Genomic DNA, 17,966 nt, shown 5'->3' with positions numbered 1-17,966 from the left:
ATCCAGTTTTGCTGGCTAACCATACTGCCAGCACACCGACCTGCACTGGAGTTTGAAGTCATGACCGCCGCCCTGATGAACACCTACCAACCACTGGCCTTGAGCTTCACCAAGGGCCTGGGCACTCGCCTGTGGGATCAGGCCGGCCGCGAGTATCTGGATGCGGTGGCCGGTGTCGCGGTGACCAATGTCGGCCACTCGCACCCGCGGATTGTTTCGGCGATCAGCGAGCAGGCCGGGTTGTTGCTGCACACCTCGAATCTGTACAGCATCGATTGGCAGCAACAATTGGCTAAACGGCTGACCGAACTGTCGGGGATGGAGCGTGCGTTCTTCAATAACTCGGGTGCCGAGGCCAATGAAACGGCGCTGAAGCTGGCGCGTTTGTACGGCTGGCGCAAGGGTATCGAACAGCCGCTGGTGGTGGTCATGGCCAACGCGTTCCATGGCCGCACACTCGGTACCTTGTCGGCCAGTGATGGTCCGGCGGTGCGCTTGGGTTTCAACGAATTGCCGGGGGATTTCCTCAAAGTGCCATTTGGTGATCTCGCTGCGCTCGAGCAGGCGCAGAAAAAGCACGGCGAGCGCATTGTGGCGATTCTGGTCGAGCCGATTCAGGGCGAAAGCGGCGTGCAGCTCGCGCCCTCTGGTTATTTGAAAGCCCTGCGGGAACTGTGCAATCGCCATGCGTGGTTACTGATGCTCGATGAAATCCAGACCGGCATCGGCCGCACCGGGCGTTGGTTCGCGTTTCAACATGAAGGCATCGTCCCGGATGTCATGACCCTGGCAAAAGGGCTGGGCAACGGCGTGCCAATCGGCGCGTGCCTGGCCCGGGGCAGGGCGGCGGATCTGTTTACGCCCGGCAGCCATGGCAGCACCTTCGGCGGCAATCCGCTGGCGTGTCGGGTCGGTTGCACGGTGCTGGACATCATCGAAGAACAGGGCCTGCTGGAAAACGCCCGGATTCAGGGGGAACGGCTATTAACTCGCCTGCGCGCAGAGCTGGCGGACAATCCCAATGTGCTGGCGATTCGCGGGCAGGGCTTGATGATCGGGATCGAGCTGAAACAACCGGTGCGTGATCTGACCCTGATCGCCGCGCGGGATCATGGGCTGTTGATCAACGTCACGCGTGGCAAGACGATACGGCTGCTGCCACCGTTGACGATTGATGAGCGGGAGGTGGAGATGATTGTCAGAGGTGTGGGGCATACCATCAGTAGTGATATTTGCAGCTAATAACGCAAATCTCACCACCTTCAATGCTGTAGACCAAACGATGCTCACCCGATACTCGTCTGGACCAAAAGCCGCTCATGTTGTGTTTGAGCGGCTCAGGTTTGCCGATACCTTCAAACGGTTCGCGCTGGATTGCTTTGATCAACAGATTGATACGTTTGAGTCCGGCCTTATCGTTCTGTTGAAACCACAAATAGTCTTCCCAACCTGATGGCGTGAACTCGATTTTCATTCTTCGATCAATTGCCTCACTTTGGCTTTGCCGGCACGCATTTCGCCAATCGATTTGATCAACCGCTCGGCATTGGCGGGAGAGCGCAGTAGGTAGGCTGTTTCTTCGAGTGCGTTGTACTCAGCCAGAGACATCATCACGACGGGCTCACCTTTTTGGCGTGTGACCAGAAGGGGAGCACGGTCCTCGTTAACGCGGTCCATTGTTTCGGCCAAATGCGCACGGGCGGTGGTGTAGTTGATGGTTTGCATGAAGTAGTCCTCGCTATTAGCAAAGAACGTACAGAAATGAGTACATGATGACAAGGTGATACCTATCAGTGGTTGTTTCGCAGAAGGCTTGCTGCGAGCACGTTCAGTATCACTTAAGAGCGCTGGAGACGTTTCTGAGAAGGCTGTAATCCTTGTCCACTGCCTCGGGCAGCGAGAAACCGCCGCGTTGTCGGCATTCGGCATTCCCGGTGTAGGAAAAAACTATGGCTAGTCCGGATAATCCGCCAGATCCGGCGCCAGCATCCGTGTCTTCGCCTTGCCATTCGAATTGTGCTGAATGATCTCGCGCGGCTGCCCCTGCTCATTGAAAAACACCTGACCGATCCCCGCCGAGTTCCATAGGCGTTCGCCAGCCTCAGCATGTTCCGGCGTATACGGCACGATGCGCATGCGTCGGCGTTTGGTAAACCAGTTCAGCGGTGAGCGTGGCGAGTAGAGCCAGCGGTTGAGGCGGTCGAACCATTCCAGCAGGCTTTTCGGAAACTCGTTCTTGATCCCGCTGCTGGTGATCTGCCAGATTCGCGGCCCGGCCTTGCGGTGTCGGATAAGTACTTCGTAGACGAAGGAATAATGCACATCGCCGGAAAGCACCACGTAGTTACCCGGTGTGCGCGAGTGGCGGAAAATATTCAGGATCACCTGCGCAGCACCGCGATGGGCCATCCAGTTTTCCGCGTCAACCAGCAGCGGGTAACCGCACCAACTGAAGACCTTTTGCACCGTTTCGATCAGCTTCACGCCGAAGATCGGCGCCGGTGACACGATGATCGCCGACGGGTGATCGAGCAGTTCCTGTTGCAGTTCACTCAGTGCCTCCCAGTCCAGCAGACCTGAAGGTTGCTTGAGCGCCATCTCACTGCGCCAGCGTCGGGTGCGCGTGTCGATGACCACCAGCGCGGGGCTGGTGGGCAGGACGAAATGCCAATGCTGAAAGCGCAGCAGGTCATCGATCAGATCATCCTGCACCGGGCTGTCGAGGTACTGATCATCACCGCTGGCGCTAAGGCTCAGGTTTTTCCCCAGCACATCCTTGAACGCATCGGGATTATTGCCCCAGCCCTGACACAACATGTAGGCGATCAGCGCATTGCCGATGATGCGTTTGGAGAACGGATGGCCGTAGGCCGTTTCCTCCCATTGCGCAGACAGATTCCAGTCATCGGTGATGTCGTGGTCGTCGAAAATCATCAGGCTCGGCAGATGCGCCAGCGCGCGGGCGACCTTGCCTAATCCAGTCTTGAAGGCATCGATGCGAGTCTGTTCGAGGGTGTAGCGCTTGAGGCGTTCGGGCGTTAACTCGGGTGCTTGCGGATTGATCAGCGACCAGGCGGTCGGCGACCACACCAGCAAGTACATCGCCATGACTTCGGCGAACGTCACCAAGTGATTGTCAGCGCTGCTGCTGGTGAAAATCGGCTTACGCGCACCGCCGAAAAATCGCTCGCGCAATGTCTCGTTGCTCTCCAGCGCCGGTAACAAATCCGCACGGTGGTAGTAACTGGCCGGATGTTCGTAGAGCTTGGCGCTGTCGCTGACGACGGCGCCTTCGAGGTGTTCGTCGAACAGGCCGAGACGTTCGATCAAGGCATGAATCGCCCGCAACATCGGGCCGGCCACGTCGTCGGCGTAGACCTGATCGCCGCTCATCATCAACAGGGCGGGGCGTTGTTGCGGATCGGTTTCCGTCGCCAGCAATTGGTCGACGCACAGCAAACCATCCGTCGCCGGGTGATGCGGCTTGCGGCAAGAGCCGTGCAGCAGTTGATCGATCCGCGAGCGCAGGACGAAGTTCGGACTGGTTGCATCGCCGTACAGCAAATGCGCCGCCCAGTCGGCGATGCCCGTCGCGTTGTCGATCAGCAGGTCATAGTCGATCCGCGTATCGCAGGGCAGGGCGCTGTCGAGAGAAACATCGATGAGATGAACAAACGCCTGACGACCTACGGGAATGACTGTGCATTTCTCCGCGTCGAGAGGAATGTCTCCTACACCTTGCAGGCGCAATGTCAGCGCCAGATGGCGCGTACCGATCAACCACAGCACCAACCGCTTCGGCTCCAGCCTGCGCAGCAGTGGGCCGGCCAACACGGCAGGCAACGAAGAGGGATCAGCGAGGTGTCGGGACATCGGAGGGCAAAGCTCAAGGCGCACAGGCCGGCGATGATAGCGCAGCCGGCGCCTTGAACCCTTAAATCAGCCTTAAGAGTCGGCTTTTTGCAGTTTCAGCGCCAACAAACGCCATTGCGCAGGCATCGCGTCAACTCGCGGCTGCTCTTGCACGGAGCAATCGAAACGGTAGGTGACATCGTCGCCGTTCATGTTGCGCGCCGTGACGGTGTTGTTGAAGGAGTAGACCTGATCCTTGAAGCGGTGGCTGACCAGCGCCTTGCTGTCAGCAAACCGTGCCGAAGCGGGAAAGCGCAACGTGCTGGTTACAAACGGGCTGCACATGACATACGCAATCATCGACTTGTCGGCCAGTGCGTCGCCGCGCAATTTCTTGTTCAGCGCTGCCAGGGCCATGCGACCGTCATAGTCGCTTTGATCGAGCACGGTCTGTAGTCCGATTGATTTCGGCGCCCGGCTGGCGTAGTTCGGCAACAGTGCGGAGTCGGCGGGAGACGGCTTGTCATCCGGCTCGATGGCAGCAAAAGCCGGCGCATCCTTCAGATCGGCAGCGGGTGTGACTGCCTCGGCTTCAGGCAATAAAGAGGTCGGCTCGGTAACTTGCGTGTTTTCGGCCTGTGGGGCTTCGTAGTCATGCGACGAAGGAAACAACGACAACGTGATCGACAGCACCACCATCGCCACAATGAAGCCGCCCGCTGCGCCAACGATGTTGCCGTAGAAAATATTCCAGCTGCCACGGTTCTGCACCACCCAGCGCCACATGAACCCCCAGACCGCAACAATCGCCAGAAAACGCAGAAACTCCATTTGATCCTTTCCTTAAACCTTCAACACCTGAAATCAACGCACGCCTGACAGTGAACGCTGACGATGGGCGGCAAGATAACAAAACACACGTGTAATACCAGTGACGAGAGCGCTGCTCAGTGAAAGTTGAGCGCGAAAAACACCAACGTCGTCACACCAGCAGCCAATCCACAGATCGCGGCGAACAGTTGCCGGGCCAACGGATGCTCTGGCTTCGGACGCCTGACCAGCCACATCCAGACGCCCGCCAGCACGCCGAACGTTGTCATCACTTGCAGCACGCTACTCGCCAGTTTCTCGGGTGAGGGAGGCACGTGCGCCGGGAAAAGGCCCGAACAGACCACTGAAAAAATCATCGCTACGATAAAGCCGCTGGCAGCACCCGCCAGGTTGGCGAGGATCAGGTTCCAGGCACCACGGGTCTGCACGACCCAAGCCCAAATGGCTGCCCAGACGAAAAAGTACAACACGGCCATCAAGGTGTTTCTCCCTCTGTAAATTGACTCCATCGAGGCGCTGGCGACCTCGTTACTGGCAGTGGACGGCAAGATAGCAAAATAGTAGCGTCGCGCCACCGCTCTATCTCAGTAACGGACTACCTATGCCAGTCAGTACCCAATCCTTGCGCCTGCTCTGCGCGATCACACTCGCCGCTGCAATGACCCCAGCATTCGCCGCCGTGCAAGAGCATCCGGAAAACAGCTGGAAGTATTACGCCGGCAACTGCCAGCGCGCGCAGGAAAAAATGGCCGACGTGCAGAGCGGTCGAACCACCGCCTACGACGTGATGTTTGCCCTGGAAAGCAACCTGCGGACCATGAGCGAACACCGCTCGAACCTGACACCCAATCACCTCGGCTCCCGAGAATTTGCACAATGCGAAAACGTAGCGGGCCAGGCTGAAGCGATGATCGCCCAAGGCAAAGCCGAGTTCGCCGCAAAAATGCAAGGTGCAGCGGAGGAAGGCCGCATCGCCCACCAGAACTCCCCCGCCTACCAACGCGCCCGCGCGCTCGGCTACAGCGACGTCGGCGACATATCCTTCCTCAAACTGCACGAAGACACCGACGGCGAAGCACGCCTGAAAACCATGCTGATCACCGTCGACGAAATCTGCGGCCAATACTTCCGCGCCACGCAATACGTGAAGCCGTATGTGATCTATACGGTTCGGCCTTCTGACGGCGGTTGTGGCGAAGTGAAACGTGTCGCGGTGGTTGGCGGCCGATCAGTGGAGAAGGGCGATTACATTGATGAGAAGGGCGAGTTTCAGTATTTGGGCTGGAAAAAACTTGTTGGCGCTGATGGATTTCCGACCGATATCCGCGTGCTGAAAGCCCGTCGTTGAACCAAAGAACTACCGGGATGTTTTCTTGAAGATGAGGATGGACAGATGATCGACTTCAACAACAAAGGTTTCTTCAAACTCAAGCAGAACGATGAATACGCCGAACGCGTAAGCGCGCTGTTGCTGGACGGTGAGGAAGTGATCGACTCTTACAAGGCCATGCGTGACGGCGTGGTGTTTACCAACAAACGCATCATCGCGGTCAACGTTCAGGGGATTACCGGCAGCAAGAAGGATTTCACATCCTTGCCGTACAAGAACATCGTCGCGTACTCGGTGGAAACCTCGGGTACTTTCGATCTGGATTCGGAGCTGGAGATTTACTTCTCGTCACTGGGGAAAGTGAAGTTTGAATTTACCGGGAAGACGTCGATGGTGGAGATCTCCAAGTACATCTCGAAGCATCTGCTGTAACGGCTGTAGTGTTTTTTTGAAGAATTTTATGGAGGTGGTATGAGTATTGGAAGCTGTCGAGGCGAGGAACGCAAAAGGAAGATCGTGGCTGAATATGATATCCGCCCACTGTTCCACATAAAAATGATTGAAGGGCAAGATGTTCTTGAAGGCTGCTGTGGGAAAGTCTCGGATCGTTACTACCATTTCGAGGCTACCTCCAAGGTTACCAAGGACGTTGAAAGCTTTGTGGTTGGATATGACTGCGCGGAACAATTGCTGGATATGGCAGAGCTAGAGTATCTGCCGCTGTTTAATCCACTAAGCCATAAGGGGAGCGGAAGCGGGAGTGGGAGTGGTGGCTCACAACAAGTCAAAAGCGGGGTAAATGGCAAGGCATCCATGGCGCCTCTTAATAAAGAGTTGTCGGACGCGATTCATCTGCTTTGTATGTCTTGGAAAGGCGTGCCCCGCGGTCGCTTGCTAAGCTCTCTGGATTTTATTAGAAGGCTCCCGGGAATACCCACGAAGAACTTTTCAATTGTCGGATTAAATGAAGTAATCGCTAAAGACATTCGCCAGAGGACCCTTGCTCAAATGATTGATGATTTGAGGAAACAAAGTCCGGGGTTGCGCAGTTTTGAGTTCCCACTGATGCAGCAGGTTTTAGTCATGGAAAAAAAGGTTAGCCTGCTCTCATAGAGGGTAGAAAGTCGCATCTCTGTGCATCAGTACTGTTGTTCAGTTGGAGAAAGTCGTCACAGTATGTCTTTCAGATAGCCCTTCAGCGCGAGGAGCGGCGCGTCAAGTTGCTCCAGCGATTGAGCCTCTCCGAGTTCAGTCTTCAACTTGTGCAGTTCGCGTCCCAAGGGTTTGTCGACTCCGCCCAAAGCGTCCATCGCGAGCCCCAGGCATTCATTCACTTTGAACTGAATGGTCTCGACATCTCCGCGCCGCACCAGCAATTCGAACACGTCTTTCTGATAATCCCCCATGACCATGTCGTCCCGCAAAATCGGGCTCGAGCCTTCTTCCTCATAAGCGAGTTTGAGGGAGAAAAGGGCGACTGTTTCCAGTGACGTTTCCATGGGGTGCCTCTAGCGACGTCCGTCAGTGTGAGAGTTGATGCCTGGATGCACCCGCCGTCAGGTGCAAGATGCGTAGGGCTACTTTCAGAGGGGCGTGATTATACGGATCGGGATCAACAACTGCAGCCCAAAGGCGAGGCCGGGCACGCTGAAGCCGATCAATAACCTTCACAGGATTGAGCGGCATTTCCATCGGAGGTCGGCGAGTATTATGGTTAGCCTTCACATACTCGACGTTAACTGTTGGATACGAATGGAGTGACGACCATGGAATACGACGACAAACTGATGGAAGACGCCGTGCTTGCCCTGTTGGCAGCACTCAGTTCTGACGATGGCAATGCCTGGAAAGGGTTCGACTTCGAGATCATGAACCGATTGCATGAGCAGGGTTTCATCAGTAACCCGGTGAACAGGAACAAGTCGGTCTGGTTGACGGAGGAAGGGCTGGAGCGGGGGAGGGCGATAGCGGCGCGGTTGTTTGGGGGGAGTGCTCAGGCTGAGCCTAAAACCGACTCCGACACCTGAGTCCGCGCAATGTCACGTGCGACCCGCGCAGTGGTGAGCTTTCAGCATTGCGCGTCCACTTTTCGGGAGACGAAAAAAAAGGCCTTGCTAAGCAAGACCTTTCTTAATTTTGGTGCCCCGAGGGAGACTCGAACTCCCACTCCTTTCGAAAACGGATTTTGAATCCGCCGCGTCTACCAATTCCGCCATCAGGGCTCAATGGCGGCGAAGTATAGAGATGAGATTACCGTCGGTCAATCAGGTACATAGAGAATTTTCGATATTTCCGCTAGACTTTCCGGCCCTGCTAGACGAACCCCATCATGCGCGTTGCTGACTTTACTTTCGAGCTCCCTGATTCGCTGATCGCCCGCCACCCTTTGGCCGAGCGTCGCGGTAGTCGCCTGCTGACCCTTGACGGGCCTAGCGGCGCCCTCGCACACCGTCAATTCACTGATTTGCTTGAGCATTTGCGCCCGGGCGATTTGATGGTGTTCAACAATACCCGGGTGATTCCGGCGCGGCTGTTCGGGCAGAAAGCGTCCGGCGGCAAGCTGGAAATCCTCGTTGAGCGGGTGCTCGATACGCACCGCGTGCTGGCCCATGTGCGCTCCAGCAAGTCGCCGAAGCCGGGTTCGAAGATCCTTATCGATGGCGGTGGCGAAGCCGAAATGCTTGCGCGTCACGATGCATTGTTCGAGCTGGGCTTCGCTGAAGAAGTGTTGCCGTTGCTCGACCGCGTCGGGCACATGCCGTTGCCTCCTTATATAGACCGCCCGGACGAAGGCTCGGATCGCGAGCGTTATCAGACCGTGTACGCCGAGAAACTCGGTGCGGTGGCGGCGCCGACCGCCGGGCTGCATTTCGATCAGTCGCTGATGGAAGCGATTGCCGCCAAGGGCGTCGAGACCACATTCGTTACGTTGCACGTGGGCGCGGGGACGTTCCAGCCGGTGCGCGTCGAGAAGCTTGAAGATCACCACATGCACACCGAGTGGCTGGAAGTCGGCCAGGACGTGGTCGATGCGGTCGCGGCATGCCGTGCGCGTGGTGGTCGGGTGATTGCGGTCGGTACCACCAGCGTGCGTTCGCTGGAAAGTGCTGCGCGCGATGGCGTGCTCAAGCCGTTCAGTGGCGACACCGATATCTTTATCTTCCCGGGCCGGCCGTTCCATGTGGTCGATGCCTTGGTGACCAATTTCCATTTGCCGGAATCCACGCTGTTGATGCTGGTTTCGGCATTTGCCGGTTATCCCGAGACCATGGCCGCCTACAAGGCCGCCGTCGACAACGGTTACCGCTTTTTCAGCTACGGTGATGCGATGTTCATCACCCGTAATCCCGCACCGACTGCCCCTGAACAAACAGGCCCAGAGGAAACAGAATGAGTCGCGAATGTCGCATGTCCTTTGAACTTCTGGCCACCGATGGCAAGGCCCGGCGTGGTCGTCTGACCTTCCCGCGTGGCACCGTCGAGACCCCGGCTTTCATGCCGGTGGGCACTTACGGCACGGTCAAGGGCATGTTGCCGCGTGACATCGTTGCCACCGGCGCAGAAATCATTCTCGGCAACACCTTCCACCTGTGGCTGCGCCCTGGCACCCAAGTGATCAAGGAACACGGCGACCTGCACGATTTCATGCAGTGGAAAGGCCCGATCCTCACTGACTCCGGCGGTTTTCAGGTGTTCAGCCTTGGCGCGATGCGCAAGATCAAGGAGGAGGGCGTGACCTTCGCTTCCCCGGTCGACGGCGCCAAAGTGTTCATGGGCCCAGAAGAATCGATGCAGGTGCAGCGCGATCTCGGTTCCGACATCGTGATGATCTTCGACGAATGCACGCCGTATCCTGCTGATGAAGACGTCGCGCGCGTATCGATGGAATTGTCGCTGCGTTGGGCCCAGCGTTCGAAAAATGCCCACGGTGAAAACACCGCGGCATTGTTCGGCATCGTTCAGGGCGGCATGCACCAGGATCTGCGCATGCGCTCGCTGGAAGGCCTCGACAAGATCGGCTTCGATGGCCTGGCCATTGGCGGTCTGTCGGTGGGCGAGCCGAAGCACGAGATGATCAAAGTATTGGATTATCTGCCGGGCATGATGCCGGCTGACAAACCTCGTTACCTTATGGGCGTTGGCAAACCGGAAGATCTGGTTGAGGGTGTGCGCCGCGGTGTGGACATGTTCGATTGCGTGATGCCAACCCGTAATGCCCGCAATGGGCATCTGTTCATTGATACCGGCGTGCTGAAGATCCGTAACGCGTTCCATCGCCATGATGAATCGCCGCTGGATCCGACCTGCGATTGCTATACCTGCCAGAACTTCTCCCGCGCTTATCTGCATCACCTGGACAAGTGCGGCGAAATGCTGGGAAGCATGCTCAATACCATCCATAACTTGCGCCATTATCAGGTGCTGATGGCTGGTTTGCGCGAGGCTATTCAACAGGGTACATTGGCCGCCTTTGTCGATGCCTTCTACGCCAAACGCGGGCTCCCCGTTCCGCCTTTGGACTGAGTTTTCTGACCCCAAGATTCAACATTTGCAACTGGAGTGCTAAATGAGCTTTTTTATCTCTAACGCCATGGCTGACGCGGCTGCACCGGCTGCTGCCGGCCCAATGGGCGGCGGTTTCGAGTGGATTTTCCTGGTCGGTTTCCTGGTCATCTTCTACCTGATGATCTGGCGTCCACAGGCCAAGCGCGCCAAAGAGCAGAAGAACCTGCTGAGCAGCCTGCAGAAGGGCGACGAAGTTGTGACCACCGGCGGTATCGCTGGCAAGATCACCAAAGTGGCTGATGACTTCGTGGTTCTGGAAGTTTCCGACACCGTGGAAATGAAGTTCCAGAAAGGCGCCATCGCCGCCACGCTGCCAAAAGGCACGCTGAAAGCGATCTGAAGCAACAACTTCTACTCAATCGACGGGGCGCGCAAGGCGCCCCGCGTTCATAACGGGCGGCGTGATGCTGAACAAATATCCTCTGTGGAAATACATTCTGATCCTGGCGGTGCTGGCGATCGGTCTGATTTATTCCGCTCCGAATCTATACCCCGATGACCCGGCCATTCAGGTCAGCGGTGCAAGCACTGCGCTGCAAGTCAATCAGGCTGATCTGGATCGTGTGAGCACTGCGCTCAAGGAGTCCGGGATCAACGTCAAGGCAGCCACGCTGGCCGCCAACGGCAAGGGCGGTCTGATCCGTCTGAGCAAGGCTGAAGACCAGCTGCCGGCCAAAGACGTTGTGCGCAAGGCGTTGGGTGATGACTACGTCGTCGCGCTGAACCTGGCACAGACCACCCCGCAATGGCTGCGCAATCTGGGCGCGCACCCGATGAAGCTGGGTCTGGACTTGTCCGGTGGTGTGCACTTCCTGCTGGAAGTGGACATGGACAAAGCCCTCGATGCCCGCCTGAAAGTCTACGAAGGCGACGTCAAGAGCCTGCTGCGCAAAGAGAAGCTGCGCTATCGCAGTCTGCCGCAACTGGGCGGTGCCATTCAGTTGGGCTTCAGCGATGAAGATTCCCGCGAACAGGCCCGTGCACTGATCCGCAAGAACTTCAACGATTTCGACATTGTTCCGGCCGACCTTAATGGTCAACCGGTGCTGCGTCTGGCGATGACCCCGGCGAAGCTGGCGGAAATCCGCGAATACTCCATCAAGCAGAACTTGACCACGGTACGTAACCGCGTCAACGAGCTGGGTGTTGCCGAACCGATCGTTCAGCGTCAGGGCGCCAACCGCATCGTGGTTGAGCTGCCGGGCGTGCAGGACACTGCCGAAGCCAAGCGTATTCTCGGCAAGACGGCCAACCTTGAGTTCCGTCTGGCTGCTGAGCCGGGTGCTTCGAAAGCCACCTCCGAAACCTTCGAGTTCCGTGAAGGCAATCGTCCGCCAGCACAGATCGAGCGTGGTCTGATCATCACCGGTGACCAGGTCACCGACGCCAAGGCCGGTTTCGGCGAGCACGGCACGCCTGAAGTGAACATCCGTCTGGATGGTCACGGTGGTGAGCTGATGAGCCGCGCTACTCGTTCGAACGTTGGTCGCAGCATGGCGGTGATCTTCATCGAACAGCGTCCGATCACCACTTACACCAAGCAAGTGGTCGATGGCGTCGAGAAAGACGTTGCGGTGCAAACGTTCAAAGAAGAGAAGAAGATCATCAGCCTGGCGACCATTCAGTCGCCGCTGGGTGCTCAGTTCCGCATCACTGGCCTGAACGGTCAGGGCGAGTCGTCCGAGCTGGCGCTGCTGCTGCGTGCTGGTGGTCTGGCTGCACCGATGTACTTCGCTGAAGAGCGCACCATCGGCCCGAGCCTGGGTGCTGACAACATCACCAAAGGTATCGATGCGTCGCTGTGGGGCATGCTGTTCGTGTCGCTGTTCATCATCGCCATCTACCGCTTCTTCGGCATCATCGCCACCGTCGCTTTGGCGGTGAACATGGTGCTGCTGCTGGCCCTGATGTCGCTGCTGGGGGCAACGCTGACCCTGCCGGGTATCGCCGGTATCGTATTGACCATGGGTATGGCGGTCGACGCCAACGTGCTGATCTTCTCGCGGATTCGTGAAGAGATCGCCGCTGGCATGACCGTGCAGCGTGCAATCAACGAAGGCTTCGGCCGGGCATTCACCGCGATTCTCGACGCCAACCTGACTACCTTGTTGGTCGGCGGGATTCTCTTTGCCATGGGCACCGGCCCGGTCAAAGGTTTCGCAGTGACCATGTCCCTCGGGATCTTTACCTCGATGTTCACGGCCATCATGGTGACCCGCGCAATGGTCAACCTGATCTTTGGCGGACGTGACTTCAAGAAGTTGTGGATTTAAGGGGCTGCCATGTTACGTACAATCAACTTCATGGGCGTTCGCAACTTCGCGTTCGGCGTCACAGTATTCCTCACCTTGCTGGCTATGTTCAGTGTCGCTACCAAGGGCATGAACTGGGGTCTGGACTTCACCGGCGGTACGCTCATCGAGCTGACCTACGAGCGTCCAGCTGACGTTACCAAGGTGCGTGAAGAGCTGGTGACTTCGGGTTACCACGAAGCCATCGTGCAGAGCTTTGGTGCAACCACCGATCTGCTGGTGCGCATGCCGGGTGAAGACCCGCAGTTGGGCCACCAGGTCGCGCAAGCGCTGCAGAAACTCGGCGGTGACAACCCGGCGACGGTCAAGCGTGTCGAGTTCGTCGGCCCACAGGTCGGTGAAGAGCTGCGCGACCAGGGCGGCCTCGGCATGCTGCTGGCGCTCGGCGGCATCCTGATCTACCTGGCGTTCCGCTTTCAGTGGAAATTCGCGGTCGGCGCCATCGTTTCGCTGATTCACGACGTGATCGTAACCATCGGTATCCTGTCGTACTTCCAGATCACTTTCGATCTGACGGTGCTGGCGGCGGTGCTGGCGATCATCGGTTACTCGCTGAACGACACCATCGTGGTATTCGACCGGGTTCGTGAGAACTTCCGTGTCCTGCGCAAGGCAACGCTGATCGAGAACATCAATATCTCGACCACGCAGACCCTGCTGCGCACCATGGCGACGTCGATCTCCACCTTGCTGGCGATTGCGGCACTGCTGTTCTTCGGCGGTGACAACCTGTTCGGCTTCTCGATCGCGCTGTTTATCGGTGTTCTGGCGGGTACTTATTCGTCGATCTACATCGCTAACGTGGTGCTGATCTGGCTGAACCTGACTACCGAGGATCTGATTCCTCCGGCCAACACCGAGAAGGAAGTCGACGACCGTCCATAACGGCCATCGTTTTCCCGGCTGTCAGCCCAAGAAAGGCGCGAGTTGAACTCGCGCCTTTTTTTATGCTCCAAGGCTGGGAGAAGCGCGGGCGCGTCCCGCATGTGATGGTCAGGAGGTTCATGTGAACAAGTCGTTGCTGGTTGGTGCGGTATTGGGTGCTGTCGGTGTGACTGCCGGGGGTGCTGTTGCCACCTACAGCCTGGTTAAAAGCGGCCCTGAGTATGCGCAAGTATTGGCCGTTGAACCGGTTAAAACACAGATCAAGACTCCACGTGAAGTGTGCAAGGACGTGACAGTGACTCGTCAGGCACCGGTAAAGGATCAACACCAGATCGCCGGTACCGTTGTTGGTGCGCTGGCAGGTGGATTGCTGGGTAATCAGATTGGCGGCGGCACCGGCAAGAAAATTGCCACGGTCGCCGGTGCGGTCGGTGGCGGTTATGCGGGTAACAAGGTGCAGGAAGGCATGCAAGAGCGTGACACCTACACCACCACGCAAACCCGCTGCAACACGGTCAATGACATCAGCGACAAGGTCGTCGGTTACGATGTGCGTTACTCGCTCGATGGCAAGGAAGGCAAAGTGCGGATGGATCGCGATCCGGGCAACCAGATTCCGGTCGACAAGGAAGGCAAGCTGATTCTGTCGCAGAATGAGCCGGGTCAGTAAGTACCGACTGTTTTAACAGGAAGCACCCTGCGGGGTGCTTTTTTTGTGCCCGCGATTTAAGCAGCACAGCAAATCCCCTGTAGGAGTGAGCCTGCTCGCGATAGCTATTTATCATTCAATACAGGTGGTGGCTGATACACCGCTATCGCGAGCAGGCTCACTCCTACATTGGTCCGGTGGTGTGGCGGGTGACGAATTCCAGGCATAAAAAAGCACCCCGAAGGATGCTTTTTTCGTTTCGCGTGAAGCTTAGCGCTTCAGCGAGGCCGGCAGGTGCGGCTGGATCGCCGTCAGAACTGCCTTGAAGCATTTGGTGTTGCCGGCAACGATGTGGCCTTTTTCAAGGAAGTCGTGACCGCCGGTGAAGTCGCTCACCAGACCGCCAGCTTCTTGAATCAACAGGGCGCCTGCAGCCATGTCCCACTCGGACAGACCCGATTCCCAGAACGCGTCGAAACGACCGGCAGCTACATAAGCCAGGTCCAGGCTTGCCGAACCGGCGCGGCGGATGCCGGCAGTCTGGCCAACCAGAGCGCGGAACATGCCCAGGTAGTTGTCGAGGTTGTCCATCTGGTCATCACGGAACGGGAAGCCGGTACCCAGCAGGGCGCCGTCGAGGCTGGTGCGACCGCTGACGCGCAGGCGACGACCGTTCAGTTGGGCGCCGCGACCACGGCTGGCGGTGAATTCTTCCTGACGAACCGGATCCAGAACAACAGCGTGTTCCAGGCGACCGCGGTATTTGCAGGCGATGCTGACAGCGAAGTGCGGAATGCCGCGCAGGAAGTTGGTGGTGCCGTCCAGTGGATCGATGATCCACAGGTACTCTTCGCCTTCGATGCCGGTACCGGCGTGCATGCCAGTCTCTTCACCGCGGATGGAGTGGTTCGGGTAAGCCTTGCGCAGTGCGTCGATGATTTTCTGTTCAGCGGCGCGATCGACCTCGGATACATAATCCTTGGCGTCTTTTTCGTCGACCTTGATGGTATCCAGGCGCTCGATGGAGCGGAAGATCAGTTCACTGGCGCTGCGGGCGGCGCGCAGCGCGATATTCAGCATGGGCTGCATGGATGTGTCACCTAAGGTTGTTAAAGAAAGCCGCGCATTCTATCAGAACTTTTCTTCAGGTGAAGGACGCTGTTCGCTTTCATAGCTTAACGGTAGGCTGTTCTGTAAGATTTGCACCCCTTTCCTGTGTCCGAGAGCGCCTCCCTTGCTGCAGAACATTCGTGTCGTCCTGGTCAATACCAGCCACCCCGGCAATATCGGCGGGGCCGCGCGCGCCATGAAAAACATGGGTCTGTCGCGATTGGTGCTGGTCGAACCGCGCCTGTTTCCGCACCACGAGGCCGATGCTCGCGCCTCCGGTGCCGGTGACATCCTGGAAAACGCGCAAGTCGTCGCCACCCTGGAAGACGCCTTGGTCGGCTGCAATCTGGTGCTTGGCACCAGCGCCCGTGACCGTCGTATCCCCTGGCCGCTGCTGGATCCGCGCGAATGCGGCACCAAAGTGGTCGAGGAAGCCGGGCAGGGCGCCGAAATCGCCCTGGTGTTCGGCCGTGAAGATTCCGGCCTGACCAATGACGAGTTGCAGCGATGTCACTTTCACGTGCACATCCCCTCCGACCCTGAGTTCAGTTCGCTGAACCTCGGCGCGGCGGTGCAGGTATTGAGCTACGAAGTGCGCATGGCCTGGCTGGCGGCACAAGGTCAGCCGAGCAAGATCGAGAAAGAAGAAGTGGCTTCGGTGAAAAGTGCCGAGCTGGCGACCATGGATGAGCTGGAGCGCTTTTATGAGCATCTGGAGCAGACGCTGGTCGCCATCGAATTCCTCGATCCCGAGAAACCCCGGCACTTGATGGCGCGCCTGCGCCGGTTGTACGGACGCAGCTCGGTCAGCCGGGCGGAAATGAATATTTTGCGTGGCATCCTCACGGAAACCCAGAAAGCGGCCCGTGGTGAGCTTCTTAAGCGGAAGGACTAAATGATGTTTGAGCGTTTGCGTGAAGATATCCAGAGCGTATTCCATCGAGACCCGGCGGCGCGTAACGCTTTTGAAGTCCTGACTTGCTACCCCGGTATGCATGCAATCTGGATTCATCGATTGGCCGGCATGCTGTGGCGCAACGAGCTGAAATGGCTGGCGCGGCTGGTGTCGAACTTCGGCCGCTGGTTGACCGGGATCGAGATTCACCCGGGCGCCAAGGTCGGTCGTCGTTTCTTTATCGACCACGGCATGGGCATCGTCATCGGTGAAACCGCTGAGATTGGCGATGACGTGACCATTTATCAGGGCGTGACCCTGGGTGGCACCAGCTGGAATAAAGGCAAGCGCCACCCGACGTTGGGTGATGGCGTGGTTGTTGGTGCGGGCGCCAAGGTGCTTGGCCCGTTCACGGTTGGCGCCGGTGCCAAGGTCGGCTCCAATGCTGTGGTGACCAAAGAAGTGCCGCCGGGCGCCACTGTTGTCGGTATTCCTGGACGAATCATCGTCAAGTCCGATGAGGAGCAGGACGCCAAGCGCAAGGCCATGGCGGAGAAGATCGGTTTCGATGCCTACGGCGTCAGCGAAGACATGCCCGACCCGGTGGCGCGCGCCATTGGTCAGTTGCTCGATCACCTGCAAGCAGTGGACGGGCGGCTGGAAGGGATGTGCGGCGCGCTGAAGGATCTTGGCAGCAATTACTGTGCGAAAGATCTGCCTGAGCTGCGTGAAGAAGACTTCGCCTGCGTCAAAGGCAAAGACGAGTCGAAAGCCAGCTAAACCGCAGCGCGTCCTTCGCGAGCAAGCTCGCTCCCACATTGGAATGCATATCCCTTGTGGGAGCGAGCCTGCTCGCGAAGAACGATAACGCGGTACCGCTGGCTGCATGCCGCCAGCCTTTGCTATGATGCGCGCGCTCTTTTGCGGGTAATCCTGACTAAAGTACTAGGTCTTAAAGTTGACTTAAATACTCGGGAATTGCATACTCGCCCCATTCTGAACTCCGTGGTAACTGTCCATGCGACTGACTACAAAAGGCCGATACGCCGTGACCGCCATGCTTGACCTGGCGTTGCACGCGCAGCACGGGCCCGTGTCCCTGGCCGATATCTCCGAGCGCCAAGGCATCTCCCTGTCCTACCTCGAACAGCTGTTCGCCAAGCTGCGCCGCAGCAACCTGGTTTCCAGTGTTCGCGGCCCGGGTGGTGGCTACCAGTTGTCCCGCGACATGCAGGGCATTCAGGTCGCTCAGGTGATCGATGCGGTAAACGAATCGGTTGATGCCACCAAATGCCAGGGCCAGGGCGATTGCCATTCCGGCGACACCTGCCTGACCCATCATCTGTGGTGCGATTTGAGCCTGCAGATTCACGAATTTCTAAGTGGTATCAGCTTGGCTGATCTTGTGACTCGCCGTGAGGTGCAAGAAGTAGCCCAGCGTCAGGACCAGCGCCGTTGCAACAGCAAGGCGCCACGCCTGGACAAGATTGAAGCGTCCGCCGTCGAATGACAGCCAGAGAGCTAGCGGCACGCCAG

21 protein-coding genes and 1 tRNA gene are annotated in these 17,966 nt (G+C 57.8%); 14 read left to right on the top strand and 8 right to left on the bottom strand.

What is annotated here, in order from left to right; genetic code table 11:
- The first annotated feature begins 60 nt into the window (after positions 1 to 60).
- Complete coding sequence (locus AC5SEM_RS20305; RefSeq protein ID WP_331692004.1) at positions 61 to 1,242, top strand: aspartate aminotransferase family protein; 1,182 nt, start codon at positions 61 to 63, stop codon at positions 1,240 to 1,242.
- On the opposite strand, the gene AC5SEM_RS20300 is transcribed toward AC5SEM_RS20305, so the two are convergent.
- From AC5SEM_RS20300 to AC5SEM_RS20280, 5 genes are all read right to left on the bottom strand, one after another.
- The gene (locus AC5SEM_RS20300; RefSeq protein WP_108226058.1) at positions 1,220 to 1,474 is read right to left on the bottom strand and encodes a Txe/YoeB family addiction module toxin; all 255 of its coding nucleotides are present in this window, start codon (positions 1,472 to 1,474) and stop codon (positions 1,220 to 1,222) included. The genes AC5SEM_RS20305 and AC5SEM_RS20300 overlap by 23 nt on opposite strands.
- On the bottom strand, positions 1,471 to 1,725 hold the full coding sequence (locus AC5SEM_RS20295; RefSeq protein WP_086791676.1) for a type II toxin-antitoxin system prevent-host-death family antitoxin: 255 nt from the start codon (positions 1,723 to 1,725) through the stop codon (positions 1,471 to 1,473). Before AC5SEM_RS20295 ends, AC5SEM_RS20300 begins: the two co-directional genes overlap by 4 nt.
- Positions 1,726 to 1,953: 228 nt before the next feature.
- Positions 1,954 to 3,873, bottom strand: coding sequence for an alkaline phosphatase D family protein (locus AC5SEM_RS20290; protein WP_495471145.1), 1,920 nt, complete (start codon positions 3,871 to 3,873; stop codon positions 1,954 to 1,956).
- A gap of 72 nt (positions 3,874 to 3,945) precedes the next feature.
- Positions 3,946 to 4,683, bottom strand: coding sequence for a hypothetical protein (locus AC5SEM_RS20285; RefSeq protein ID WP_495471144.1), 738 nt, complete (start codon positions 4,681 to 4,683; stop codon positions 3,946 to 3,948).
- A gap of 116 nt (positions 4,684 to 4,799) precedes the next feature.
- Entirely contained in the window at positions 4,800 to 5,159 is a 360-nt protein-coding gene (locus tag AC5SEM_RS20280; protein ID WP_495471143.1) for a hypothetical protein, read from the bottom strand.
- Between the two features lie 125 nt (positions 5,160 to 5,284).
- On the opposite strand from AC5SEM_RS20280, the gene AC5SEM_RS20275 reads away from it, so the two are divergent.
- Genes AC5SEM_RS20275 through AC5SEM_RS20265 form a run of 3 tightly spaced genes read left to right on the top strand, consistent with a single transcriptional unit; the run spans position 5,285 to position 7,126 of the window.
- Positions 5,285 to 6,031: a hypothetical protein gene (locus AC5SEM_RS20275; protein ID WP_495471142.1), complete on the top strand. Its 747-nt coding sequence runs from the start codon at positions 5,285 to 5,287 to the stop codon at positions 6,029 to 6,031.
- A gap of 45 nt (positions 6,032 to 6,076) precedes the next feature.
- Entirely contained in the window at positions 6,077 to 6,445 is a 369-nt protein-coding gene (locus AC5SEM_RS20270) for a PH domain-containing protein (RefSeq protein ID WP_034156100.1), read from the top strand.
- A gap of 39 nt (positions 6,446 to 6,484) precedes the next feature.
- Positions 6,485 to 7,126, top strand: a complete 642-nt coding sequence (locus tag AC5SEM_RS20265) for a UCP028583 family protein (RefSeq protein WP_368967896.1) — start codon at positions 6,485 to 6,487, stop codon at positions 7,124 to 7,126.
- A 56-nt stretch (positions 7,127 to 7,182) separates the two neighbouring features.
- Here the strand turns inward: AC5SEM_RS20265 and AC5SEM_RS20260 are convergent, their stop codons facing one another.
- Positions 7,183 to 7,512 (bottom strand): hypothetical protein, encoded by a 330-nt coding sequence (locus AC5SEM_RS20260; RefSeq protein ID WP_495471141.1) that lies wholly within the window; start codon positions 7,510 to 7,512, stop codon positions 7,183 to 7,185.
- A gap of 267 nt (positions 7,513 to 7,779) precedes the next feature.
- Between AC5SEM_RS20260 and AC5SEM_RS20255 the strand changes: the two genes are divergently transcribed.
- A complete protein-coding gene (locus AC5SEM_RS20255; protein ID WP_095125924.1) occupies positions 7,780 to 8,040 on the top strand; it encodes a DUF6429 family protein in 261 nt (86 codons plus the stop codon).
- A gap of 110 nt (positions 8,041 to 8,150) precedes the next feature.
- Here AC5SEM_RS20255 and AC5SEM_RS20250 read toward each other — a convergent pair.
- Positions 8,151 to 8,235 (bottom strand) — tRNA-Leu (locus AC5SEM_RS20250).
- Positions 8,236 to 8,342: 107 nt separating this feature from the next.
- Between AC5SEM_RS20250 and queA the strand changes: the two genes are divergently transcribed.
- The 6 genes from queA (at position 8,343) to AC5SEM_RS20220 (ending at position 14,446) form a co-directional block, all read left to right on the top strand.
- On the top strand, positions 8,343 to 9,407 hold the full coding sequence (gene queA / locus AC5SEM_RS20245; protein ID WP_077574434.1) for a tRNA preQ1(34) S-adenosylmethionine ribosyltransferase-isomerase QueA: 1,065 nt from the start codon (positions 8,343 to 8,345) through the stop codon (positions 9,405 to 9,407).
- A gap of 14 nt (positions 9,408 to 9,421) precedes the next feature.
- Complete coding sequence (gene tgt, locus AC5SEM_RS20240; RefSeq protein ID WP_163004798.1) at positions 9,422 to 10,537, top strand: tRNA guanosine(34) transglycosylase Tgt; 1,116 nt, start codon at positions 9,422 to 9,424, stop codon at positions 10,535 to 10,537.
- Positions 10,538 to 10,580: 43 nt separating this feature from the next.
- Entirely contained in the window at positions 10,581 to 10,919 is a 339-nt protein-coding gene (yajC, locus tag AC5SEM_RS20235) for a preprotein translocase subunit YajC (RefSeq protein WP_007916913.1), read from the top strand.
- 64 nt (positions 10,920 to 10,983) lie between these two features.
- Positions 10,984 to 12,852 (top strand): protein translocase subunit SecD, encoded by a 1,869-nt coding sequence (secD, locus tag AC5SEM_RS20230; RefSeq protein WP_077574432.1) that lies wholly within the window; start codon positions 10,984 to 10,986, stop codon positions 12,850 to 12,852.
- Between the two features lie 9 nt (positions 12,853 to 12,861).
- Positions 12,862 to 13,776, top strand: a complete 915-nt coding sequence (gene secF / locus AC5SEM_RS20225) for a protein translocase subunit SecF (protein WP_495471140.1) — start codon at positions 12,862 to 12,864, stop codon at positions 13,774 to 13,776.
- Positions 13,777 to 13,897: 121 nt separating this feature from the next.
- Positions 13,898 to 14,446, top strand: coding sequence for a glycine zipper 2TM domain-containing protein (locus AC5SEM_RS20220; protein WP_007956693.1), 549 nt, complete (start codon positions 13,898 to 13,900; stop codon positions 14,444 to 14,446).
- 249 nt (positions 14,447 to 14,695) lie between these two features.
- On the opposite strand, the gene suhB is transcribed toward AC5SEM_RS20220, so the two are convergent.
- The gene (gene suhB / locus AC5SEM_RS20215; RefSeq protein WP_137218382.1) at positions 14,696 to 15,514 is read right to left on the bottom strand and encodes a type III secretion system regulator SuhB; all 819 of its coding nucleotides are present in this window, start codon (positions 15,512 to 15,514) and stop codon (positions 14,696 to 14,698) included.
- Positions 15,515 to 15,659: 145 nt separating this feature from the next.
- Here suhB and trmJ point away from each other — a divergent pair, with 145 nt between their 5' ends.
- From trmJ to iscR, 3 genes are all read left to right on the top strand, one after another.
- On the top strand, positions 15,660 to 16,430 hold the full coding sequence (trmJ, locus tag AC5SEM_RS20210) for a tRNA (cytosine(32)/uridine(32)-2'-O)-methyltransferase TrmJ (RefSeq protein ID WP_008084663.1): 771 nt from the start codon (positions 15,660 to 15,662) through the stop codon (positions 16,428 to 16,430).
- Between the two features lie 3 nt (positions 16,431 to 16,433).
- Positions 16,434 to 17,210, top strand: a complete 777-nt coding sequence (gene cysE, locus AC5SEM_RS20205; RefSeq protein WP_007916901.1) for a serine O-acetyltransferase — start codon at positions 16,434 to 16,436, stop codon at positions 17,208 to 17,210.
- A 238-nt stretch (positions 17,211 to 17,448) separates the two neighbouring features.
- Positions 17,449 to 17,940, top strand: a complete 492-nt coding sequence (gene iscR / locus AC5SEM_RS20200; RefSeq protein WP_003227911.1) for a Fe-S cluster assembly transcriptional regulator IscR — start codon at positions 17,449 to 17,451, stop codon at positions 17,938 to 17,940.
- Positions 17,941 to 17,966: the final 26 nt, after the last annotated feature.

The sequence above is a fragment of the Pseudomonas sp. CH61 genome (assembly GCF_059429415.1).
This window is presented reverse-complemented; position numbering and strand designations above follow the sequence as displayed.